The 16805-nt window shown below is 60.2% G+C and carries 11 protein-coding genes; 6 read left to right on the top strand and 5 right to left on the bottom strand.

What is annotated here, in order from left to right:
- The first annotated feature begins 128 nt into the window (after positions 1 to 128).
- The 4 genes from AC6H0W_RS04845 (at position 129) to AC6H0W_RS04830 (ending at position 5400) form a co-directional block, all read left to right on the top strand.
- Positions 129 to 686 carry a peroxiredoxin gene (locus tag AC6H0W_RS04845; protein WP_497576000.1) on the top strand — a complete coding sequence of 186 codons (558 nt, stop codon included), beginning with the start codon at positions 129 to 131 and terminating at the stop codon, positions 684 to 686.
- A 132-nt stretch (positions 687 to 818) separates the two neighbouring features.
- Complete coding sequence (locus tag AC6H0W_RS04840) at positions 819 to 3815, top strand: hypothetical protein (protein ID WP_497575999.1); 2997 nt, start codon at positions 819 to 821, stop codon at positions 3813 to 3815.
- Positions 3812 to 4261, top strand: coding sequence for a hypothetical protein (locus AC6H0W_RS04835; RefSeq protein WP_497575998.1), 450 nt, complete (start codon positions 3812 to 3814; stop codon positions 4259 to 4261). The genes AC6H0W_RS04840 and AC6H0W_RS04835 overlap by 4 nt, the downstream gene beginning before the upstream one ends.
- A 5-nt stretch (positions 4262 to 4266) precedes the next feature.
- A complete protein-coding gene (locus AC6H0W_RS04830) occupies positions 4267 to 5400 on the top strand; it encodes a phosphorylase family protein (protein ID WP_497575997.1) in 1134 nt (377 codons plus the stop codon).
- A 95-nt stretch (positions 5401 to 5495) separates the two neighbouring features.
- On the opposite strand, the gene AC6H0W_RS04825 is transcribed toward AC6H0W_RS04830, so the two are convergent.
- Entirely contained in the window at positions 5496 to 8207 is a 2712-nt protein-coding gene (locus tag AC6H0W_RS04825) for an autotransporter family protein (protein WP_497575996.1), read from the bottom strand.
- A 359-nt stretch (positions 8208 to 8566) separates the two neighbouring features.
- Between AC6H0W_RS04825 and AC6H0W_RS04820 the strand changes: the two genes are divergently transcribed.
- The gene (locus AC6H0W_RS04820) at positions 8567 to 10765 is read left to right on the top strand and encodes an OsmC domain/YcaO domain-containing protein (RefSeq protein WP_497575995.1); all 2199 of its coding nucleotides are present in this window, start codon (positions 8567 to 8569) and stop codon (positions 10763 to 10765) included.
- Positions 10766 to 11212: 447 nt separating this feature from the next.
- Here AC6H0W_RS04820 and AC6H0W_RS04815 read toward each other — a convergent pair whose 3' ends face one another.
- Positions 11213 to 12208, bottom strand: coding sequence for a flavin-nucleotide-binding protein (locus AC6H0W_RS04815; protein WP_497575994.1), 996 nt, complete (start codon positions 12206 to 12208; stop codon positions 11213 to 11215).
- A gap of 11 nt (positions 12209 to 12219) precedes the next feature.
- Positions 12220 to 12867: a glutathione S-transferase family protein gene (locus AC6H0W_RS04810; RefSeq protein WP_497575993.1), complete on the bottom strand. Its 648-nt coding sequence runs from the start codon at positions 12865 to 12867 to the stop codon at positions 12220 to 12222.
- Between the two features lie 110 nt (positions 12868 to 12977).
- Here AC6H0W_RS04810 and AC6H0W_RS04805 point away from each other — a divergent pair, with 110 nt between their 5' ends.
- Positions 12978 to 13883 carry a LysR family transcriptional regulator gene (locus AC6H0W_RS04805; protein WP_497575992.1) on the top strand — a complete coding sequence of 302 codons (906 nt, stop codon included), beginning with the start codon at positions 12978 to 12980 and terminating at the stop codon, positions 13881 to 13883.
- Between the two features lie 547 nt (positions 13884 to 14430).
- Here AC6H0W_RS04805 and AC6H0W_RS04800 read toward each other — a convergent pair.
- A complete protein-coding gene (locus AC6H0W_RS04800) occupies positions 14431 to 14883 on the bottom strand; it encodes a PA2169 family four-helix-bundle protein (RefSeq protein ID WP_497575991.1) in 453 nt (150 codons plus the stop codon).
- A gap of 930 nt (positions 14884 to 15813) precedes the next feature.
- Complete coding sequence (locus tag AC6H0W_RS04795) at positions 15814 to 16737, bottom strand: ketopantoate reductase family protein (RefSeq protein WP_497575990.1); 924 nt, start codon at positions 16735 to 16737, stop codon at positions 15814 to 15816.
- Positions 16738 to 16805 lie beyond the last annotated feature (68 nt).

The raw sequence follows: 16805 nt of genomic DNA, 5'->3' as shown, positions 1-16805 counted from the left end.
ATTCAAGCACCTGCAACTGCACCTCAACCACCCGCCATAACGCCAAAAATGTCACTGGCAAGCATTCGCATGCCTGACGCATTCGGAAAGCTGCGCTAAAGTTCAGCACTCACTATGCGGAGCGCGCCATGACCAGCGGCCTCACCACCCTGCCCGACGACCTGCCCGTGCCGCTAGACGACGGCGCCGCCGCGCACCTCACCGGCATGGCCATGCCCGACCTCACCCTGCCCGCCACCGATGGCACACAGGTGAACCTCGCCCGCCTCCCCGGCCGGCACGTGATCTACATCTACCCCATGACGGGCCGCCCCGACCGCAAGCTGCCGGACGGCTGGAACGAAATCCCCGGCGCCCGCGGCTGCACCCCGCAGTCCTGCAGCTTCCGCGACCACTACGCCGAACTCCAGGCACTCAACACCGGCGTGTTCGGCCTCAGCACGCAAAGCACCGACTACCAGCAGGAAGCCCGTGAGCGGCTGCATCTGCCGTTTCAGTTGCTGTCGGATGAGGGGTTGAAGCTGAAAGCGGCGTTGGGATTGCCGACGTTTGAGGTCGAAGGCGTGGAGTTGTACAAGCGGCTGACGCTGGTGATTGAAGGCTGGAAGATCGTGAAGGTTTTTTATCCGGTGTTTCCGCCAGATCGAAATGGGAAAGAGACCGTGGGGTGGTTGAAGTTGCTGTGAGGCAATTTGGTCTTACTAGACTGAACCTCAAGGGTGACTTGATATCCGGTTACAACCGAAAAACGGCTTCATATAGACACGTATCCAGCACGACTGAAGCCACATAAGACTTTCCAATAAAGGACTTCATCAGTGACATTTATTCACCCCGACCAAAAGGCCCATCGTACTAGTGACTTCTACAAATTAGTCGGATCAATTCGAAACATCAAAAAGAGAAATCAAATACGGGGCTACTGCACCAAAACTCTGTTCTCAAAAAAAGATGCAGATATTATTCGACAAGGCAACTGCCTACATGACAGCACGATCATTGGAGCATTACTAAGAGGCCCAAACGGCCTTTTAAACTCAGCAAGGGGCGCAGCGCGGCCCACGAGCAATGACATCTACACGATGATCTCTTCTATATCTCCGCTGAACTGGAGAAATGAGCTTTGCTACACAGTTGGCTATATAAATTCAATGGCCGAAACCGCACTAACTCTTATCCCAGAGATGCGGCATCTCTCAACGATTGACCTTACAGACCCTGCAGAAACAATTGAAACTTTGCTTCGGCTAGCAAAACTAACCGGCGCATCAAACTACCTCTCTTACAAACTTGCGTATCTCCGAGAAAGCCAACACCTCACAGACTCAATGATAGACACAATTTCTCAGATTGAAGACGAAATGTGTCACAGACAAAACGCCGGATTGCATTTCAGTGCGCTAGAAAATATTAGTTCTAGGGTATCTCTATTCTATGTAGCACAGCGGAGAACAAGCGGTCTTGTAGCGCGCGTTCACGGAGACTTCCGGCGGGCCATCTCGCTGAGCAACCTCGTACCCACACCGCTCGACGATGACGATTTTCCGCGCTTACTTTTGCGTGCCACCGAATCCTCCCTACTAGACACCTTATACGTACTAATAACAGTACTTAATTTACCGGATGAATTCCCTCAAATAAACCATGAAATCGAAAATAGATTAGAAAGTAATTTATATACAGCCTTAAGGGAAACAATCGAGAACGCCTCCTCTATATCTCAACGCAACCTTATCACGGAGCACTATCGATCTCAGAACCGTGACGACGGCGACTCACTCCGCACGTACCGCCTAGCATCTGCCTTTCTAGAATGCGGTCGCCTTGCAGCATATCGAAGCAAAATTGATCGCGTCATCGGCAGGAGACTGCTAGCGGAAGTCGCCGGGGATGAACACAAGGAAACCTTTACTTCTTCAGTTGAAACCAAGGCTCTTTTAACAGCCCCAGACGGCGCACCTACGGACGAGAAAATTCCGTTAAAAATAGATTTATTTTACCGAACCCATCTATTCCTTCGATACGTCTCTTACGAGCCCAACCTGCTGTACCTCACCGATTCTGATATTCGGTATATTTTCGAGAACACGACCAGCTTAGAACAACTACTTTCAGAACGTGAAATTCGCCTAATTTATACGACAGCTCCGCCAGAAACCAGGAGCCTTGCAGCTGTCCTAGCCCTCGCTCTATTTCGAAAGAAATCGGTTGATCCCGATGTAGACTTCGAGTTCCGCGCGGACTTTATCACGCACGTTCGGACAACCTATAACGGCTCAATTGTTGCCTTCATCGAAGACCTTCTGAACGACTCGCCACAAATAGCTGCATATCTAGTTCAATCACTAGACGAGCCTACTCTCGAAAAACTGTACACCCTTATACGAAATGCATCCGAAGCATCTCAAGTTCGGAGAGACATCCTATTGGCTATAGGCCGAAAATTAAATAGAATCGAGTACATCGTCGAAGCAGAAGCGATCAACACCCGCTCAAAATTATCAAAACTGCAGCAGTATTTTGATAGCAGTCGAATGTACGTGGACAGCGTATCGATGAAGCGATGGCTAGACGGGAACCCAACTGTCGCTACTGAGCAGTACCGCTCTCTTTACCCGAGAATAGAAGCTCGAATCTCGTCACTGGAAAGCCAAGCAGGCGATGACAGCCAAATTCTGTTTATTCGGCTAGTAGGTCAAGGGGAGCATCTACTTGGACAGATCGTCAAGGATGCTTTCGAGCAGTTTTGTCTCAATGCTGAATTTGGAATTGAGTCGTACTTGGGCCGTAGGATTCGGCACAACACACTCGACGGAGTCACTACCGACACAGTTGATGCAGTCTTCCGAAAGCCCGAGCACGGAGTGGTCGTGACAAGTGGCAACATGCGCCGCACTATTGATACCTGGATGACGACATACAAGACGATCATCGACAAACTCAGGCGCGAACACCTTCAGTTTAAAACACCTAACTCGCTTTTTAATTCAACCTTGAATTTGAGCGATCCGATTACTCAAGACAATATTCGTTTCGTTTTCAATGCACTTCGCACGACAGGGGGCAGCGAGCTTCTCAATGATCTAGTTATTGCTTTCTGCTGGAAGCAAATCACGCCGCAACTTGAGAACGCCGCGCGCTTTATACGCACTAAACTTCTGCAAGAAGCCAACTTTTCAATTGACAGATATTTCTCCAGCCAACACGGCGCCGCTGAGGCTCAACTCAAATCGGAATTACATGACGCCGTCAACGAGGTTTTTCGGAAAGTAGCTGACTGGTTTCAAGTGCCGCAGACGGGATTCGTATCCGCGTCCATACGAGAGCTTTGCGAAATTATTCTACTGGACTTGAACAGGCAAAACTCCGTTCAATTCGAAGGCGAATCTTTAGACACTCGGCATACTGGAATTAGCGTACATCGACTTTATGACTGCCTCGCCGTTTTGCTTACAAACGCACATAAGCACGGCAAACACGACACCCCAATAACAGTTCTTGGCTCGGCGATAGACCCCCTGCCAGACGCGGTCTTAGAAAACGTCCATGTAACGGTTACGTCCACTGTTGATGAAACAAACTACCCTGGCTGCAAGCTTCGCATTGAGGATGCAATCCTGCAGACCGAAGGAGGAATTGACATGGTTACTGAAGGCTACACAGGCATAAAGAAGGTCAAGTTTATTACTAGACAAAGCGAGGGCTACAGCACAATCAGCTGCCAAGCGAATGACGAGTTGCGCACTCTCACATTAGGATTTTCAATGAGAGCAGAACTGGCAACCGATTCGCCAAGCGCAACGAGAAATCCATGAAAATCTTGTTAGTTGAAGACGAATCGCACAAACGTATTGAAATAGAACAGTGCGTTCGGGATGCATTCGGACCCGCGCCTGAAGTCGTCGACGGGGTTAGCGACGCCGTACTAGCCGTCATACAGCGGGAATATGATTTGATAATTCTTGATATGGCACTTGCCACATTTGGGGAGAGTGCAACGGACAAGAACAAAGGCCACGATCAAGCGCAAGGCGGAATTGAAGTGCTTCGAGCTCTAAAAAAAGCAGATAAACATGCAAAAATTTTGATTGTCACTCAATACCCTGATTTTAATATTGGCAGCTTGAAGGTAAAACTAAAAAACGCACCTCACGTTCTTAAAGAAAAGTACCAACAAGAAATTATCGGCGCTGTCCTCTATCAGTATAAGTCCAAAGCAACCTTACAGCGTATAACCTCGATCTTGAGGGCAAGTCGATGACCATAATGTTGATCGAAGATTGTCCGACAAAAATTCGAGCCATCGTTGATCACGTCTGCGCGAAAGGAATTCGGCAAGAAGACGTAATTGTAGCCCGCAATATGACTGACTTTACCGCTCAGCTCAGCTCTGAAATCGATATTTTTGTTATTGACTTTAAGCTTCCCAACTTCGATGACGCCCCCCCCACGATGAACGGTCGGGCGATCATCGAGTCGATAGTAAAGGCAGGAAAGCACGACGCCCAAATGATCGCAATTAGCTCTTACCCCGACGACTTTCCTGCGTTGAGGGAGATTTATGAATCCCACGGTTGCATTCTTGCCGACTTTTCGAAAACTCAGAACTGGAAGTCATCGCTTGACCATTTGCTACGCAAGGCGAGCAGATCGGTACGTTTTGACTTTCTAGTTTTTTGCGCTCTTCAAAAGGAACGCGATCCCTACATGCTGCTATCGGAGGGGAAAATAGTCTGTCGGAGTGGAATTGAGTTCTGCGATATTTCTATCGGTGGAAGACATGGAAGTGTCGCTCTATTGCCACAGATGGGGCTAGTTAACGCGGCGATTACAGCCAGTCTATGCATAGACCGGTATCGACCGTCAGTCGTCGGCATGAGTGGTATTTGCGGTGGATTTAACGGCCGTGCGCATCTTGGCCAGCTGCTTGTATCCAGCATGGCTTATGAGTATCAGTCTGGAAAGTGGGCCTCCGACGGATTCAAACTTGAACCTTACCAAGTACCGACCGACCATCAGCTTCTCACATCGCTGCGGGCCCTTACTGCACAGCCTGGACTTTTGGAGTCGCTAGAGGCTGACTTTCAAGGAGTTCGGCCCAAAGAAAGACACTGTCCTGCTACCGCTGTTTTTACGAGCGGGTCCGCTGTTATTGCGGACAAAGCACACATGGAGCAGATTGATTCCCATCACAGGCGCGTCGGCGCCCTAGACATGGAAGTATTCGCAATACATCGTGCGACGGAACTATCGCCTCACAAACCGCCGTGCATTTGTGCAAAGACAGTTGTCGATCTTGGCGACAATGCGAAGTGCGACGACCTCCACCTCTACGGTAGTTACGTTTCTGCGAAGTTCTTGATTAAATCGATAGGGGATTTCTTTTCGGCGCGCTCGTAATCAATAGAATCAGAGTCGTTGATTTCGCACCCCGCCACCGCAGGCGGAGCACTTCAGACTAAGTTCTGAGCGTTGGGGTGAAGGTGGTGGCACCTTCACCACTTCACCCGAACCCCCACCGTCGCGCCGTAACCGTAAGCCTCACTATTCGCAAGGCTGGTGGTGAAGTTGCCTTCTCCATACACGGAGTACTTGCCGCCGCCCCAATCGTGTGAGGCGCCAAAGCCGACGCCAGCGCGGATGCGGTCGTTACGGCTGAGGAACACTTCGTCCGCCACGCGCACGGATGTGCCGTTTCGGAATTCGTTGTACAGGTTGGCGACGGTGTAGAGACGGGTGCCGTCGAGCTGGCGCTCGAGGCTGATGCCGAGGCGGGCCTCAAGGCTGTCGTCACGGCCCGGCCGAACCGAGGCGTCGGATACGTCGCGGAAGGCATCGAAGCGCACCTTCGAATAGGTCAATTGAGCCTGCGGTGTGACGGCCCAACCGCCGATCAGGGCTACGCGTTTGCCGCTTTCCAGCGAGATGGCGTGGCCGAAGGCGTTGTTGTCGCTGGCGAGGCGGCCCAGCGGCTGGGCGGAGAGATCACTGTCGTACCAAGTTGCCTGCGCCGTGCCATCCACATAGAAGCCGTTGTCGCCATACCAGGTCAGGGTGGCACCCAGGCCGTAGCCGGTGGTGGAGATATCGCCGGAGCCGTAGTCATCCACGCCGTGTTGCCAACGGGTGTCGGCATCGCCCTCGACGTAATGCGCCGAGACGCCGCCAACCAGGTTGCCGTGGGCGCTCTGCGACAGCAGTGCATCGATGCCGGCCTGGGTTTTGGTGGTGTCGTAGCGGTAGGTGGTGCCGGAGGTGGAGTGCTTGGGGTCGGCGCGATTGTGCCCGCCTTCCACCCGCATCCAGAACCCGTTCGGGGTGGCGAAGTGGCTGCCGTCGTCCGCCCATAGACGGTTGCCCACACGTTGGTACAGGGTGGGCACGGTGTTGAGCCCGAGCAGTATCTGCGGATACGCCTCGTAGCTGGGCACGCCGGGTTGATAAAGCTGCGTGCCGGTGTTCTGCAGCACCGAACGCAGGTACCAATCACCATCCAGCGGGGTGGAGGTGCCCCCCTGATACAGGCGATAGGCATACGCGCCGGCCACCACCGCGGGGTCACCTTGGTAGGTGGTGGTGCTGGCCAGGGTGAAGGTGCCGTTGGACGCCCCGCCGACTTCGATGATCTTGATGCCCTCGGTGGTCTGTGCGCCGGCACCACCAAAGTTGGTGACCGAAACGGCGGTGGAGCCGGAGGTGGCGCCGGTGATGACCAGGCGGTCGGTTGATGAGCTGTCGTCACCCAGCGCGGTGCGGATTTCGATGGTGCCGCCGGCTGGGGTGTAATCCCCGGCAATGGTCAGTGTGCCCAGGCTGCCCGGCTGCCCCGGTGCGATCACCCCGCGGTTGGTGGTGACACCGACCTGGCCGATGCCGGTAAGGCGCGCGCCTGCCAGCACGTCCATGGTGCCGCCCAGGGTGCCGTCCACCTGCAGGGTGCCTGCCTGCGCCAGAGCGTCACCGGTGAAGGCGGCGCTGTTGCCGGTGAGGGTCAGCGTGCCCAAGCCCAGCTTGTTGAAGGTGGAGTTGCCGGAGAAGGCCGTGCTGACGCCGATGTTGTAGCCGTCGCTGTCGATCCAGGCGCCCTCCGCGCCCACGGCCAGCCCCGCCGTGAAGTTTCTCAGGAAGTCGCCCTCGTTGCGGTTGGCGCGCAGAATGCCGCCATTGAGATCGAGGTTGGCCGTGCCCAGCTCGGCGATCACCGCCCTGGTTTCGAGTACACCGCGACCAGCGGCGCTGCCATTGAGATGGAGCGTGCCGGTGGCGGTGGCGGTGTCGGCGATATGCACGTTGTCGCTCACCTGCACCAGCGCGCCGTTTTCGATGAAGAGCGTTCCGCTGCCCTGGACGCCCACCCGCAAGTCATCGGTCATGCTCAAGGTCGAGACGTCGCCGGTGGTGCTCGATACGGTGACCGCGCCGTCACTGCCTGCGCCATAGCCGATGTAGACGGTTGCGGCGCCACCACCGCCCTGTTCGGTACTGACTGCGGCACCGTCCTCGACCTGCAGCAGGCCCGTGCCCCCGAAACCGACATAGATGTTGTCGAGCGGAGCCCAGCTCGACCCAGGGCCGTTGACGGTGACACGGCCATCGCTACCGGCACTGAAACCTATCAACCCTTGCCCGCTGCGCACCACGCCACCATCGTTGATATCCAGCGTGCCCACGCCACCGGAACCGACCTGAAAACCCGGGCTGGGATTCGTGACCGATCTGGCGTTCCACAAGGAGCCAGCCCCCGAGACCGTGACGTTGCCGGTGCTGCCGTCCTCTCGGCCGACAGCAACGCTGTCCGAGCTATTCACCACGCCGCCATTGAGGATGTCCAGCCGGCCAGTGCTACCCGTCTCGACGCCGATATAGGTCTCACCGTCTATCGTCCAGGTGGACGCATTGCCTGCACCGTCCGCCCCCTGGACGGTCACCGTGCCGCTGTCGAAGTTGCCGACGTAGGCATCTACGGTGCCACTGACGCTTCCACCAGCGTCGATCAGCAAGGTTCCGGGAGCTCCATCTCCCACGACAAGATCGCCACCCACGACCCAGTCGGCACCAGGAGGCGGTGGTGGGGTGACGTCACCCGTGAAGGTCACGGATTGCGCATGAAGTGCTCGGGTGCTGTCTGCCCCCCAGATGCAGACGGCAATCGCGGCCGACAGAATCAGCGGGTGGCGCAGCGGGGAGGCTTTGTCTGGGCATTTCACGGCGCAATCTCCTTGTGCGGTCATAAGCGCTCCATCCGATTCCGCTGGCGAGGCCGGGGATTGATGCGTTACGCGGTTGCGTTATGTGTGAGGGTTATAACCCGCGCTGAGCGCAGCAAGCAATGCGCATTTCGCCGCATCCAAGGCGCATGACCAAACCACTCTGCGCCACTCGATATTCGTCCGATTTCGCAGCGAAGCACTCGGGCTTCGCTGGATCATCCGGCGCAATCCTTTCCGCTTATCCGGGCCGCAAACGCAGGCCAGCAGGCACGGCGGTTTTCAGGGAGGCGCAGGCGGAGCCACGAAAACCCGGATAATGGCCCTCTTCGCCCCACCCGCCTCTCCGGACTCCCCGCATGGAAATCAAGGTCAACTTCCTCGACAAGCTTCGCCTCGAAGCCAGGTTCGACGACTTCACCGTAATCGCCGACCAACCCATCCGCTACAAGGGCGATGGCTCGGCGCCGGGGCCGTTCGACTACTTTCTGGCGTCGTCGGCCTTGTGCGCGGCCTACTTCGTGAAGCTGTATTGCGACGCGCGCGACATCCCGACCGAGCACATCCGCCTGTCGCAGAACAACATCGTCGACCCCGAGAACCGCTACAAGCAGACCATCAAGATTCAGGTGGAGCTGCCGGCGGATGTGTCGGAGAAGGATCGCCAGGGCATCCTGCGATCCATCGATCGTTGCACGGTGAAGCGGGCGGTGCAGGTGGGGCCGGACTTCATCATCGAAGAGGTGGAAAACCTCGACGCCGATGCCCAGGCGCTGCTCACGCTCACGCCGGATACGGATGCCAGCACCTGGATCGAGGGCAAGGATCTGCCGCTGGAGCAGACCATTGCCAACATGTCGGCCAACCTGGCGGCGCTGGGCATGAAGATCGAGATTGCGTCGTGGCGCAACATCGTGCCCAACGTGTGGTCGCTGCACATTCGCGATGCGCACTCGCCGATGTGCTTCACCAACGGCAAGGGCGCCACCAAGGAGAGCGCGCTGGCATCCGCCCTGGGCGAGTTCATCGAGCGTGCCAACTGCAACCACTTCTACAACGACCAGTACTGGGGCGAGGAAATTGCCAACGCAGCCTTCGTGCATTACCCGGAGGAGCGCTGGTTCAAGCCCGGCGCGGACGACGCTCTCCCCGAGGGCTTGCTGGACGAACACAGCCTGAGCGAGTTCGACCCCGACGGCGAGCTGCGCGGCTCGCACCTGTACGACACCAACTCCGGCAACACGGCGCGCGGCATCTGCGCGCTGCCGTATGTGCGCCAGAGCGACGGCGAGGTGGTGTACTTCCCCACCAACCTGATCGACAACCTCTACCTGAGCAACGGCATGAGCGCCGGCAACACGCTGGCCGAGGCGCAGGTGCAGTGCCTGTCGGAGATTTTCGAGCGGGCGGTGAAGCGCGAGATTCTGGAGGGGGAGATTGCGCTGCCGGACGTGCCGAACGAGGTGCTGGCCAAGTACCCCGGCATCGTGGCGGGCATTCGCGGGCTGGAAGAGCAAGGCTTTCCGGTGCTGGTGAAGGACGCGTCGCTGGGCGGGCAATACCCGGTGATGTGCGTGACGCTGATGAACCCGCGCACGGGCGGCGTGTTTGCGTCCTTCGGCGCGCACCCGAGCCTGCAGGTGGCGCTGGAACGCAGCCTCACCGAACTGCTGCAGGGCCGCAGCTTCGAGGGCCTGAACGATCTGCCGCGCCCGACCTTCGAGAGCAACGCGGTGACCGAGCCCAACAACTTCGTCGAGCACTTCATTGATTCCAGCGGCGTGGTGTCGTGGCGCTTTTTCAGCGCGCGGGCCGATTACGAGTTTGTGGAGTGGGATTTCTCCGGGCACGGCGAGGAAAGCAACGCGCAGGAAGCCGCCACGCTGCTGGGCATTCTCGAAGCGCTGGGCCACGAGGTGTACATGGCGGTGTACGACACGCTGGGCGCCACGGCCTGCCGCATTCTGGTGCCGGGCTACTCCGAGGTGTATCCAGTGGAAGACCTGATCTGGGACAACACCAACAAGGCGCTGGCCTTCCGCGAAGACATCCTCAACCTGCACCGCCTGGATGACGACGCGCTGGCCGCGCTGCTGGCGCGGCTGGAAGAGGCCGAGCTGGACGATTACACCGACATCATCACGCTCATCGGCATCGACTTTGACGAGAACACGGTGTGGGGCCAGCTGACCATTCTGGAGCTGAAGCTGCTCATTCACCTCGCGCTGGGGCAGCTTGAAGACGCCAAGTATCTGGTGGAAGCCTACCTGCAGTACAACGAGAACACGCTGGAACGCGGGCTGTTTTACCAGGCGCTTAACGTGGTGCTGGAAGTGGTGCTGGACGACGAACTGGAGCTGGCCGATTTCGAGCCCAACTTCCGCCGCATGTTCGGCAACGAGAAGATGGACGCCGCCATCGGCTCGGTGGACGGCAGCGTGCGCTTCTTCGGCCTCACGCCAACCAGCATGAAGCTCGAAGGCCTGGACCGCCACCAGCGCCGCATCGACAGCTACAAGAAGCTGCATGCTGCGCGGGCCAAGGCGGCTGGGGTATAGGCGCCACTGTCGCAATTCGCTGCGCCCTATGGGGACCTTGCGTGAGTTGGACAGTGGCGCCTCGCCCAGGGCGCCGCAAGGGCCTGTCATTGCGAGAAGCGTAGCGACGAAGCAATCTCGCAGCGGTGCAGGCTGCACAGTCAGCAGATTGCCGCGCTACGCTCGCAATGACGGGGGTTTGGCGGAGGTGCTGCTTCGGGGAGGCCGGCGGATCAGCCGGCCTTTTTCCTTTGGCACGGCCCCTTAGTGCGCCTTGCATGAGCCCGCGCGAGGCGCCCAAAAGTCTGTCATTGCGAGGAGCGCAGCGACGCGGCAATCTCGCAGCGAATGCAAGCTGCACAGTCACCGGGTTGCCGCACTGCGATTGCAATGACAAGCATCTGTGGCGGTCACCGTGCGTCGCGCTGAAGTGGCACCACAGCCACCGGGCCTATCACCTATCCGGCATCAAACCGGCCATTCCCCCGTTGCTGCCAGATGCGGCGATTGCTCGGCCTGCGCACTCCAGCGCAGCGGCATTGCGCCAATGATCCGGCGCACGGCATGGATGCGGATACGCAACAGGCGCAAGGCCCCGGCGTAGTGCGCAAGCTCCGGGCTGTCGTGGTCGATGGTCGCGGTACCGGCGATCTGCAGCAGCCCCCCACCCTCGAAATCCACGAACAGCAAACCCACGCGTGGGTTGAGCTGGATGTTGCCCAACGTGTTGAAGAAGGTGTTGCCGGTGAAATCCGGAACGGTCAGCAGATCGGCCTCGGAATCCAGCGAGATGCGGACGAAGCCGGGTTTGCCGCCACGGTGCGAGACGTCCACGCCGTAGGCGATGGAGGTGTCGGTGCCGGCGTCGGGGTGGGCGGTGGCGATGAAGAAGGTATCCGCGCCGGCCACGATGCGGCGGGCATCGGCATCAAGCCGCGCGGACTCGACGACGCTGCCCTGCGGCTGCGCTTGCGCAACGTGCTGCGCTTCACGTGCCTGGATGTACTTGGGGCAGTTGCCGAAGCTCTCCAGCACCCCGATTTCGAGGCCCGACTCACCAGCCTGCGTTACCACGCCGTTCACCCGGTTGCGGCGGCGGGTGTGCGCCTGCAGGCCAAGCAGGCCGACCGGCGCGCCGGGCGTGAAGGCAGCGGCCAGCGCATCGTGCGGGCCGGGTTGCGCGGCGATGCGCAGGGTCTGCGCGTCCGGCGTGTCGACGAAACCGGGCGGGCCGGCCAGCAGCGTGGCCCAGGGCTGACGGGCTGCATCCAGCCCGCCCGCCAGCATGTAGGGCAGTTGCGCAAAGAGCTCCCGGTGCTGGTCGGGCATGTGGTCGCGGATCAGGCGCGAGCCCAGTTCGGCCATCCGCTCGGCCGCGCCTGCGCGGGCTTGCACCGCGACTTCGCCGGCATGAAAGCCGCGTGCGATGCCGGCAGAGGTGGAAGTGTCGGGTGTCGAGCTCATCGCGGTTCTCCTCAGGCCTTGCTGCGCATCGGCACGAAGCCGGGCAGCGCTTCGATGCGTGCCAGCCAAGCGCGCACGTTGGGATAGGGCTTCAGCGACACGTGTCCGTCCGGCGCATGGGCGACATAGCTGTAGTTGGCGATGTCGGCGAGCGTCGGCGTGTCGCCCACGAGCCACGGGCGGCGGGCCAGTTCGCTGTCCATCACCGTCAGCAATTGGTCGGCACGCTTGCGGGCGTCGTCGGCATCGACATCAGCGTTGAACACCACCTTGAGGCGCGCACGCGCCGGACCGAAGGCGAGCAAGCCTGCCGCAACCGACAGCCAGCGTTGCACCTCGGCCATGGCTTGCGGCGCCTCGGGCAGCCAGTCGATGGCCTGGCCGGCGCCGTACTTGCGGGCGAGATAGACGAGGATGGCATTTGCGTCGGCAATGACGAGCGGGCCGTCCTGCAGCACCGGCACCTGTCCGAAGGCATTCATCGCGAGGAACTCCGGCCGCTTCTGGGCGCCGCCGCGAAGGTCGACATCCACCCGTTCATACGGCAGGCCGAGCAGCGACAGGAACAGCTCCACGCGGTGGGCGTGGCCGGACAGCGCAAAACCGTGCAGCGTAAGGGCCGAAGCGGGGTGATCGGGGTTGGAGGTCGAGGCGGTCATGGGGTGCTCCCTGGTTGAGGTGACCCATTCTTTTCGATCTACGCATGCAAATAAATGACTTCAAATCACTAAACTATTGCTATTAGTGGATTAATCGCGAGGGCCGGCACGTGGACAAGCTCAAAGCCATGCAGATTGCAGTGGCGATTGCCGACGGCGGCAGCCTCACCGCAGCGGCCGAACGCCTGAATCTGTCGCTGCCGGCGGTGGTGCGCACGCTGGCCGCACTGGAAGCGCAGCTGGGCGTGCGCCTGTTCAACCGCACGACGCGCCGCCTGTGGATGACCGACGAGGGCCGGCAATACGTGGAGAACGGCCGGCGCATCCTGGCCGACATCGCCGATGTCGAAACCCTGCTGGTGAGCGGCGCGGTCGAGCCGAGCGGCTCGATCACCGTGACGGCGCCGGTGATGTTCGGCACGCTGCACGTTGCACCGGCGGTCACGCGCTTCGTGCAGCAGTTCGAGAAAATGCGGGTCAGCCTGCAATTGCACGACCGGGTGGTGAACCTGCTCGACGAGCACATCGACGTGGGCGTGCGCATCGGCACGCTGGAAGACCAGTCACTCGTCGCGCGCGAGGTCGGCAGCCTGCGCCGCACGGTGGTGGCCTCGCCCGACTGGCTGCAGCGCCACGGCACGCCCACCCATCCGCGCGATCTGCTCGAGCATTCCTGCGTGTGCTTCACGCGCAGCAAGGCGTCGTGGTGGTATTTCACCGAGGGCGGCGAGCCCTTTTCGGTGCCGGTGTCCGGGCGCCTGGAGTTCAACCAGATCGCCCCGGCGGTGGACGCCTGCGTGGCCGGCCACGGGCCGGGCATGTTCATCTCGTATCAGGTGGCGGATGCGCTTGCGCGTGGCGAACTGCGCGTGCTGCTCGAAGACTTCGAGCAGCCGCCGCTGCCGGTGCATGTGGTGTATCCGCATGCGCGCCTGTTGCCGGCGCGCACGCGTGCCTTCATCGACTGGATCACGCGGGAACTGCGCGAGCAAAACCACAGCCCCCCTGCCCGTTGAGCACGGCGCGGCGTCGGCCCTGCTCCCACTGCAGTTCATACGCCTGCAGATACGTAAGCGCAAAGCACCGCAGCAGCACCCCGCCCGACTCTGTCGGCCTCACCATATCTCCGATGACGTGCCCGGCCTCGGGGCGGGCGACTCGGTGAAAGCGACGAAATAATCTCGCAGCGGTGCTGACTAGATAGTCAGTAGATTGCCGCGCTGCGCTCGCAATGACGGTTTTTTGGCGGAGGTGCTGATTCGGGAAGGCTGGCGGGTCAGCCGGCCTTTTTCTTTTGGCACGGTTCCATTTTCGAGCGTGGCATCTGCCAGAGCGAGGCGCCCAAACGTCTGTCATTGCGAGGAGCGCAGCGACGCGGCAATCTCGCAGCGGGTGCAGACTGCACAGTCCGCTGATTGCCGCGCTGCGCTCGCACTGACGGATGTTTGGCGGAGGTGCGTTTTCAGGCCACGAATAAAAAAGGGGCAGGCTTCTTCACGAAGCCCGCCCCTTTTACGTGTGCCCCTCAATGCGCCATGCGGCGCGCGAGGGAAAGCGTGGGTCTCAGTTCATGGCGCGCGCGGCGTCGCGCAGGGCCTTGACCTGATCATGGTTGCGCAGCACGCCCTGGTACTGCTTCTCGACCACCGAACGGATGTTCGGCGCCAGGTCTTTTTCGAGCGCTTCCTTGTACTTCTTCTTGGCGACGTCTTCGCCGCGCTCGCACTCGTTGAGGATGGTGGTGTCGTCCTTGCCGGTGACCAGCTCTTTCAAGCCGATCCAGCGGCGGTGCAGATCACCGCCCACACTGGTGTCCGTCTCGGGCTGGCCACCCATGGCGGAAACCAGGTGCTGCAGCTCGGCAGCGGCGGCGGCGCATTCACGCGAGCGGTCGGCCATGAGCGTTTTCAGCGCGGGGCTGTTGGCGTCCTTGCCGCACTGGGCAAAGCCGGCTTCGCCGTCCTTGCTGGTTTCGATCAGGTCGTTGAGTACCTTGATGGTGTCTTTCGCGTCCATTGAGCTTCTCCTTCTGGTGGATGGATATGGCGGACTGCGCCGCAGCGTGGCCAAGCCCGGCTGCTGACGCTCGGGTATCCGATCTGGATTCCCGACCGCCGACCAATCTTTCGATTCGATTGCTCTTCGGCTCGCTCAGCATGGTTTGCCGTTGCCGGCCGACCAATGCTTGAGCGCCGGGATTCATTCAATCACGGCGGCGCAGCAACTCCGGTAAGAGGGGTATTAGGAGATGAAACAAAGCTTCAGATGCGAGGCGGCGAAGATTCGGGGTGAGCGTATGCAGGGCGAATCCGGTCATTTTTTCAAGCGCCGCCAGAGGCCCAGTCGCCTCCACGGGCACGCCAAATGCTCAGGCGGTACAGCTTGGCGCACGGGCGCAGCGGCATGCTGCTGGAACGTTTAGGTGTGGCTACACATGCGCTTTCATTTGGCGAACTGGAACGCCGGGAGCTCGTGTCGGGGCCGCGGACGTTTGTGTGACACGTGCCTGCGGATAACTCAGCAGATTGCCGCGCTGCGCTCGCAATGGCGGAAACTGGGGTCGTGCCGGTGGTGGTGGCACAGCCGGAATCCATCCGCCGCCTTTTTCGGGGAAGTGCTGCGCCGTTGCGTGGGTGCCCGCATCGACACCGGAAACTGTCAGTGCAAGGCGCGCAGCAACGAAGCAATCTCACAGCGGCTACAGCCGCGCATGTGCAGGCGCTGCGGTCGCAATTCGCCACGCTCATCACGACCTGCAACATCACCCTGCACGAACGCCACTGGAGGGGTAGGTCGCCGTTGAGCCGAAGGCGAAATGCGACGTGGGCGGTTGTGTCCGGCGCTGCTGTCGCAATTCGCTGCGCTCATCACGACACACGGGGGCCGCATCGCCTGTCATTGCGGGGGCGGACCAACGCCCAGGTCAGAGCCGCTCAAACGCCCGCGTCACGCTCGGCGCTGCAGGGCATAGGCCTGCAGATGTGCCTGCGCGAGGCGCAGCAGGGGTACCTCCACGCCGCCCTCTTCCGCACGATTCACCAACTCGCCGATGACATGCTCGCCCTCGGTGCGATTGCCGCTTTCGAGGTCGCGCAGCATCGAGGCTTTGAGGGTGGAGCCGGCTTCGGTAAGGGTGTTGCGGTAGGTGGTGAGCTGGGCGTCGTCGGGGCGGTGGCCGGTGCTCGCGGCCACGGCGAGGCACTCGTCCAGCAGGGCGAGCACCGTGCGCTTGCCGTGCCGCGTTTCGAGAATGGTGCCGATGCTGGCGCGCACGGTGCAGGTAGCGGCGGCCAGGCTGGCGAGGAAGATCCATTTGTCCCACATGCGGGCTTCGATGTCGTCGGACTCGATGAAACCCACGCCGCCGTGGGCGAGCACCTGCAGGCGCTCGTGCGCCTGGGCGGCGGTGGCCGCATCACGCGGGCCGGCGAAGATGCGATGAAAGGTGTTGAGGTGGTGGATTTCGCCTTCGGGCGTGAGCGTGGTGGAGACGTGCGCCACGCCGCCGAGCACGGCCGCTCGACCGAAGCGGGCATCGAGCCGCGCGAGGTGCGCGAAGCCGTTGAGCAGCGGCAGCACCATGGCGCCACCGGCCACGGCGGGGGCGATGGCATCCATGGCGGCGTCCAGGTCGTAGGCCTTGCACGAGAGCAGCACCAGACCGTAGGCGCCGGGCGTGTCGCTGACTTCCGTGATGGCATTGACGGTGCAGCGCGCGTCGCCCAGCGGGCTCTTAAGCACCAGCCCGTGACTGCGCAGCCGCTCGGCACGCGCGGGGCGCACGAGAAAATCCACCTCTGCACCGGCCTGCAACAAACGCACGCCGAAATACCCGCCGATGCCACCGGCACCCAGAATCAATGTCTTCATGTGAAGCCCGCCATTGCGGCGCCGGGGTGGCGCGCGTGTGAAGCATTGTGGTGAGGCGTGCGCCCTGC

Source organism: Pseudazoarcus sp. NS20, assembly GCF_059703745.1.
The sequence above is the reverse complement of the archived record's forward strand: the minus strand, read 5'-3'. Positions and strand labels throughout refer to the sequence as shown.

What these genes read in the sequence shown, in the direction of transcription:
- AC6H0W_RS04795 (WP_497575990.1), bottom strand. Translation starts at nt 16,737, where the DNA reads ATGAAGACATTGATTCTGGGTGCCGGTGGCATCGGCGGGTATTTCGGC.
- AC6H0W_RS04815 (WP_497575994.1), bottom strand. Translation starts at nt 12,208, where the DNA reads ATGAGCTCGACACCCGACACTTCCACCTCTGCCGGCATCGCACGCGGC.
- AC6H0W_RS04830 (WP_497575997.1), top strand. Translation starts at nt 4,267, where the DNA reads ATGTTGATCGAAGATTGTCCGACAAAAATTCGAGCCATCGTTGATCAC.
- AC6H0W_RS04845 (WP_497576000.1), top strand. Translation starts at nt 129, where the DNA reads ATGACCAGCGGCCTCACCACCCTGCCCGACGACCTGCCCGTGCCGCTA.
- AC6H0W_RS04800 (WP_497575991.1), bottom strand. Translation starts at nt 14,883, where the DNA reads ATGGACGCGAAAGACACCATCAAGGTACTCAACGACCTGATCGAAACC.
- AC6H0W_RS04820 (WP_497575995.1), top strand. Translation starts at nt 8,567, where the DNA reads ATGGAAATCAAGGTCAACTTCCTCGACAAGCTTCGCCTCGAAGCCAGG.
- AC6H0W_RS04810 (WP_497575993.1), bottom strand. Translation starts at nt 12,867, where the DNA reads ATGACCGCCTCGACCTCCAACCCCGATCACCCCGCTTCGGCCCTTACG.
- AC6H0W_RS04835 (WP_497575998.1), top strand. Translation starts at nt 3,812, where the DNA reads ATGAAAATCTTGTTAGTTGAAGACGAATCGCACAAACGTATTGAAATA.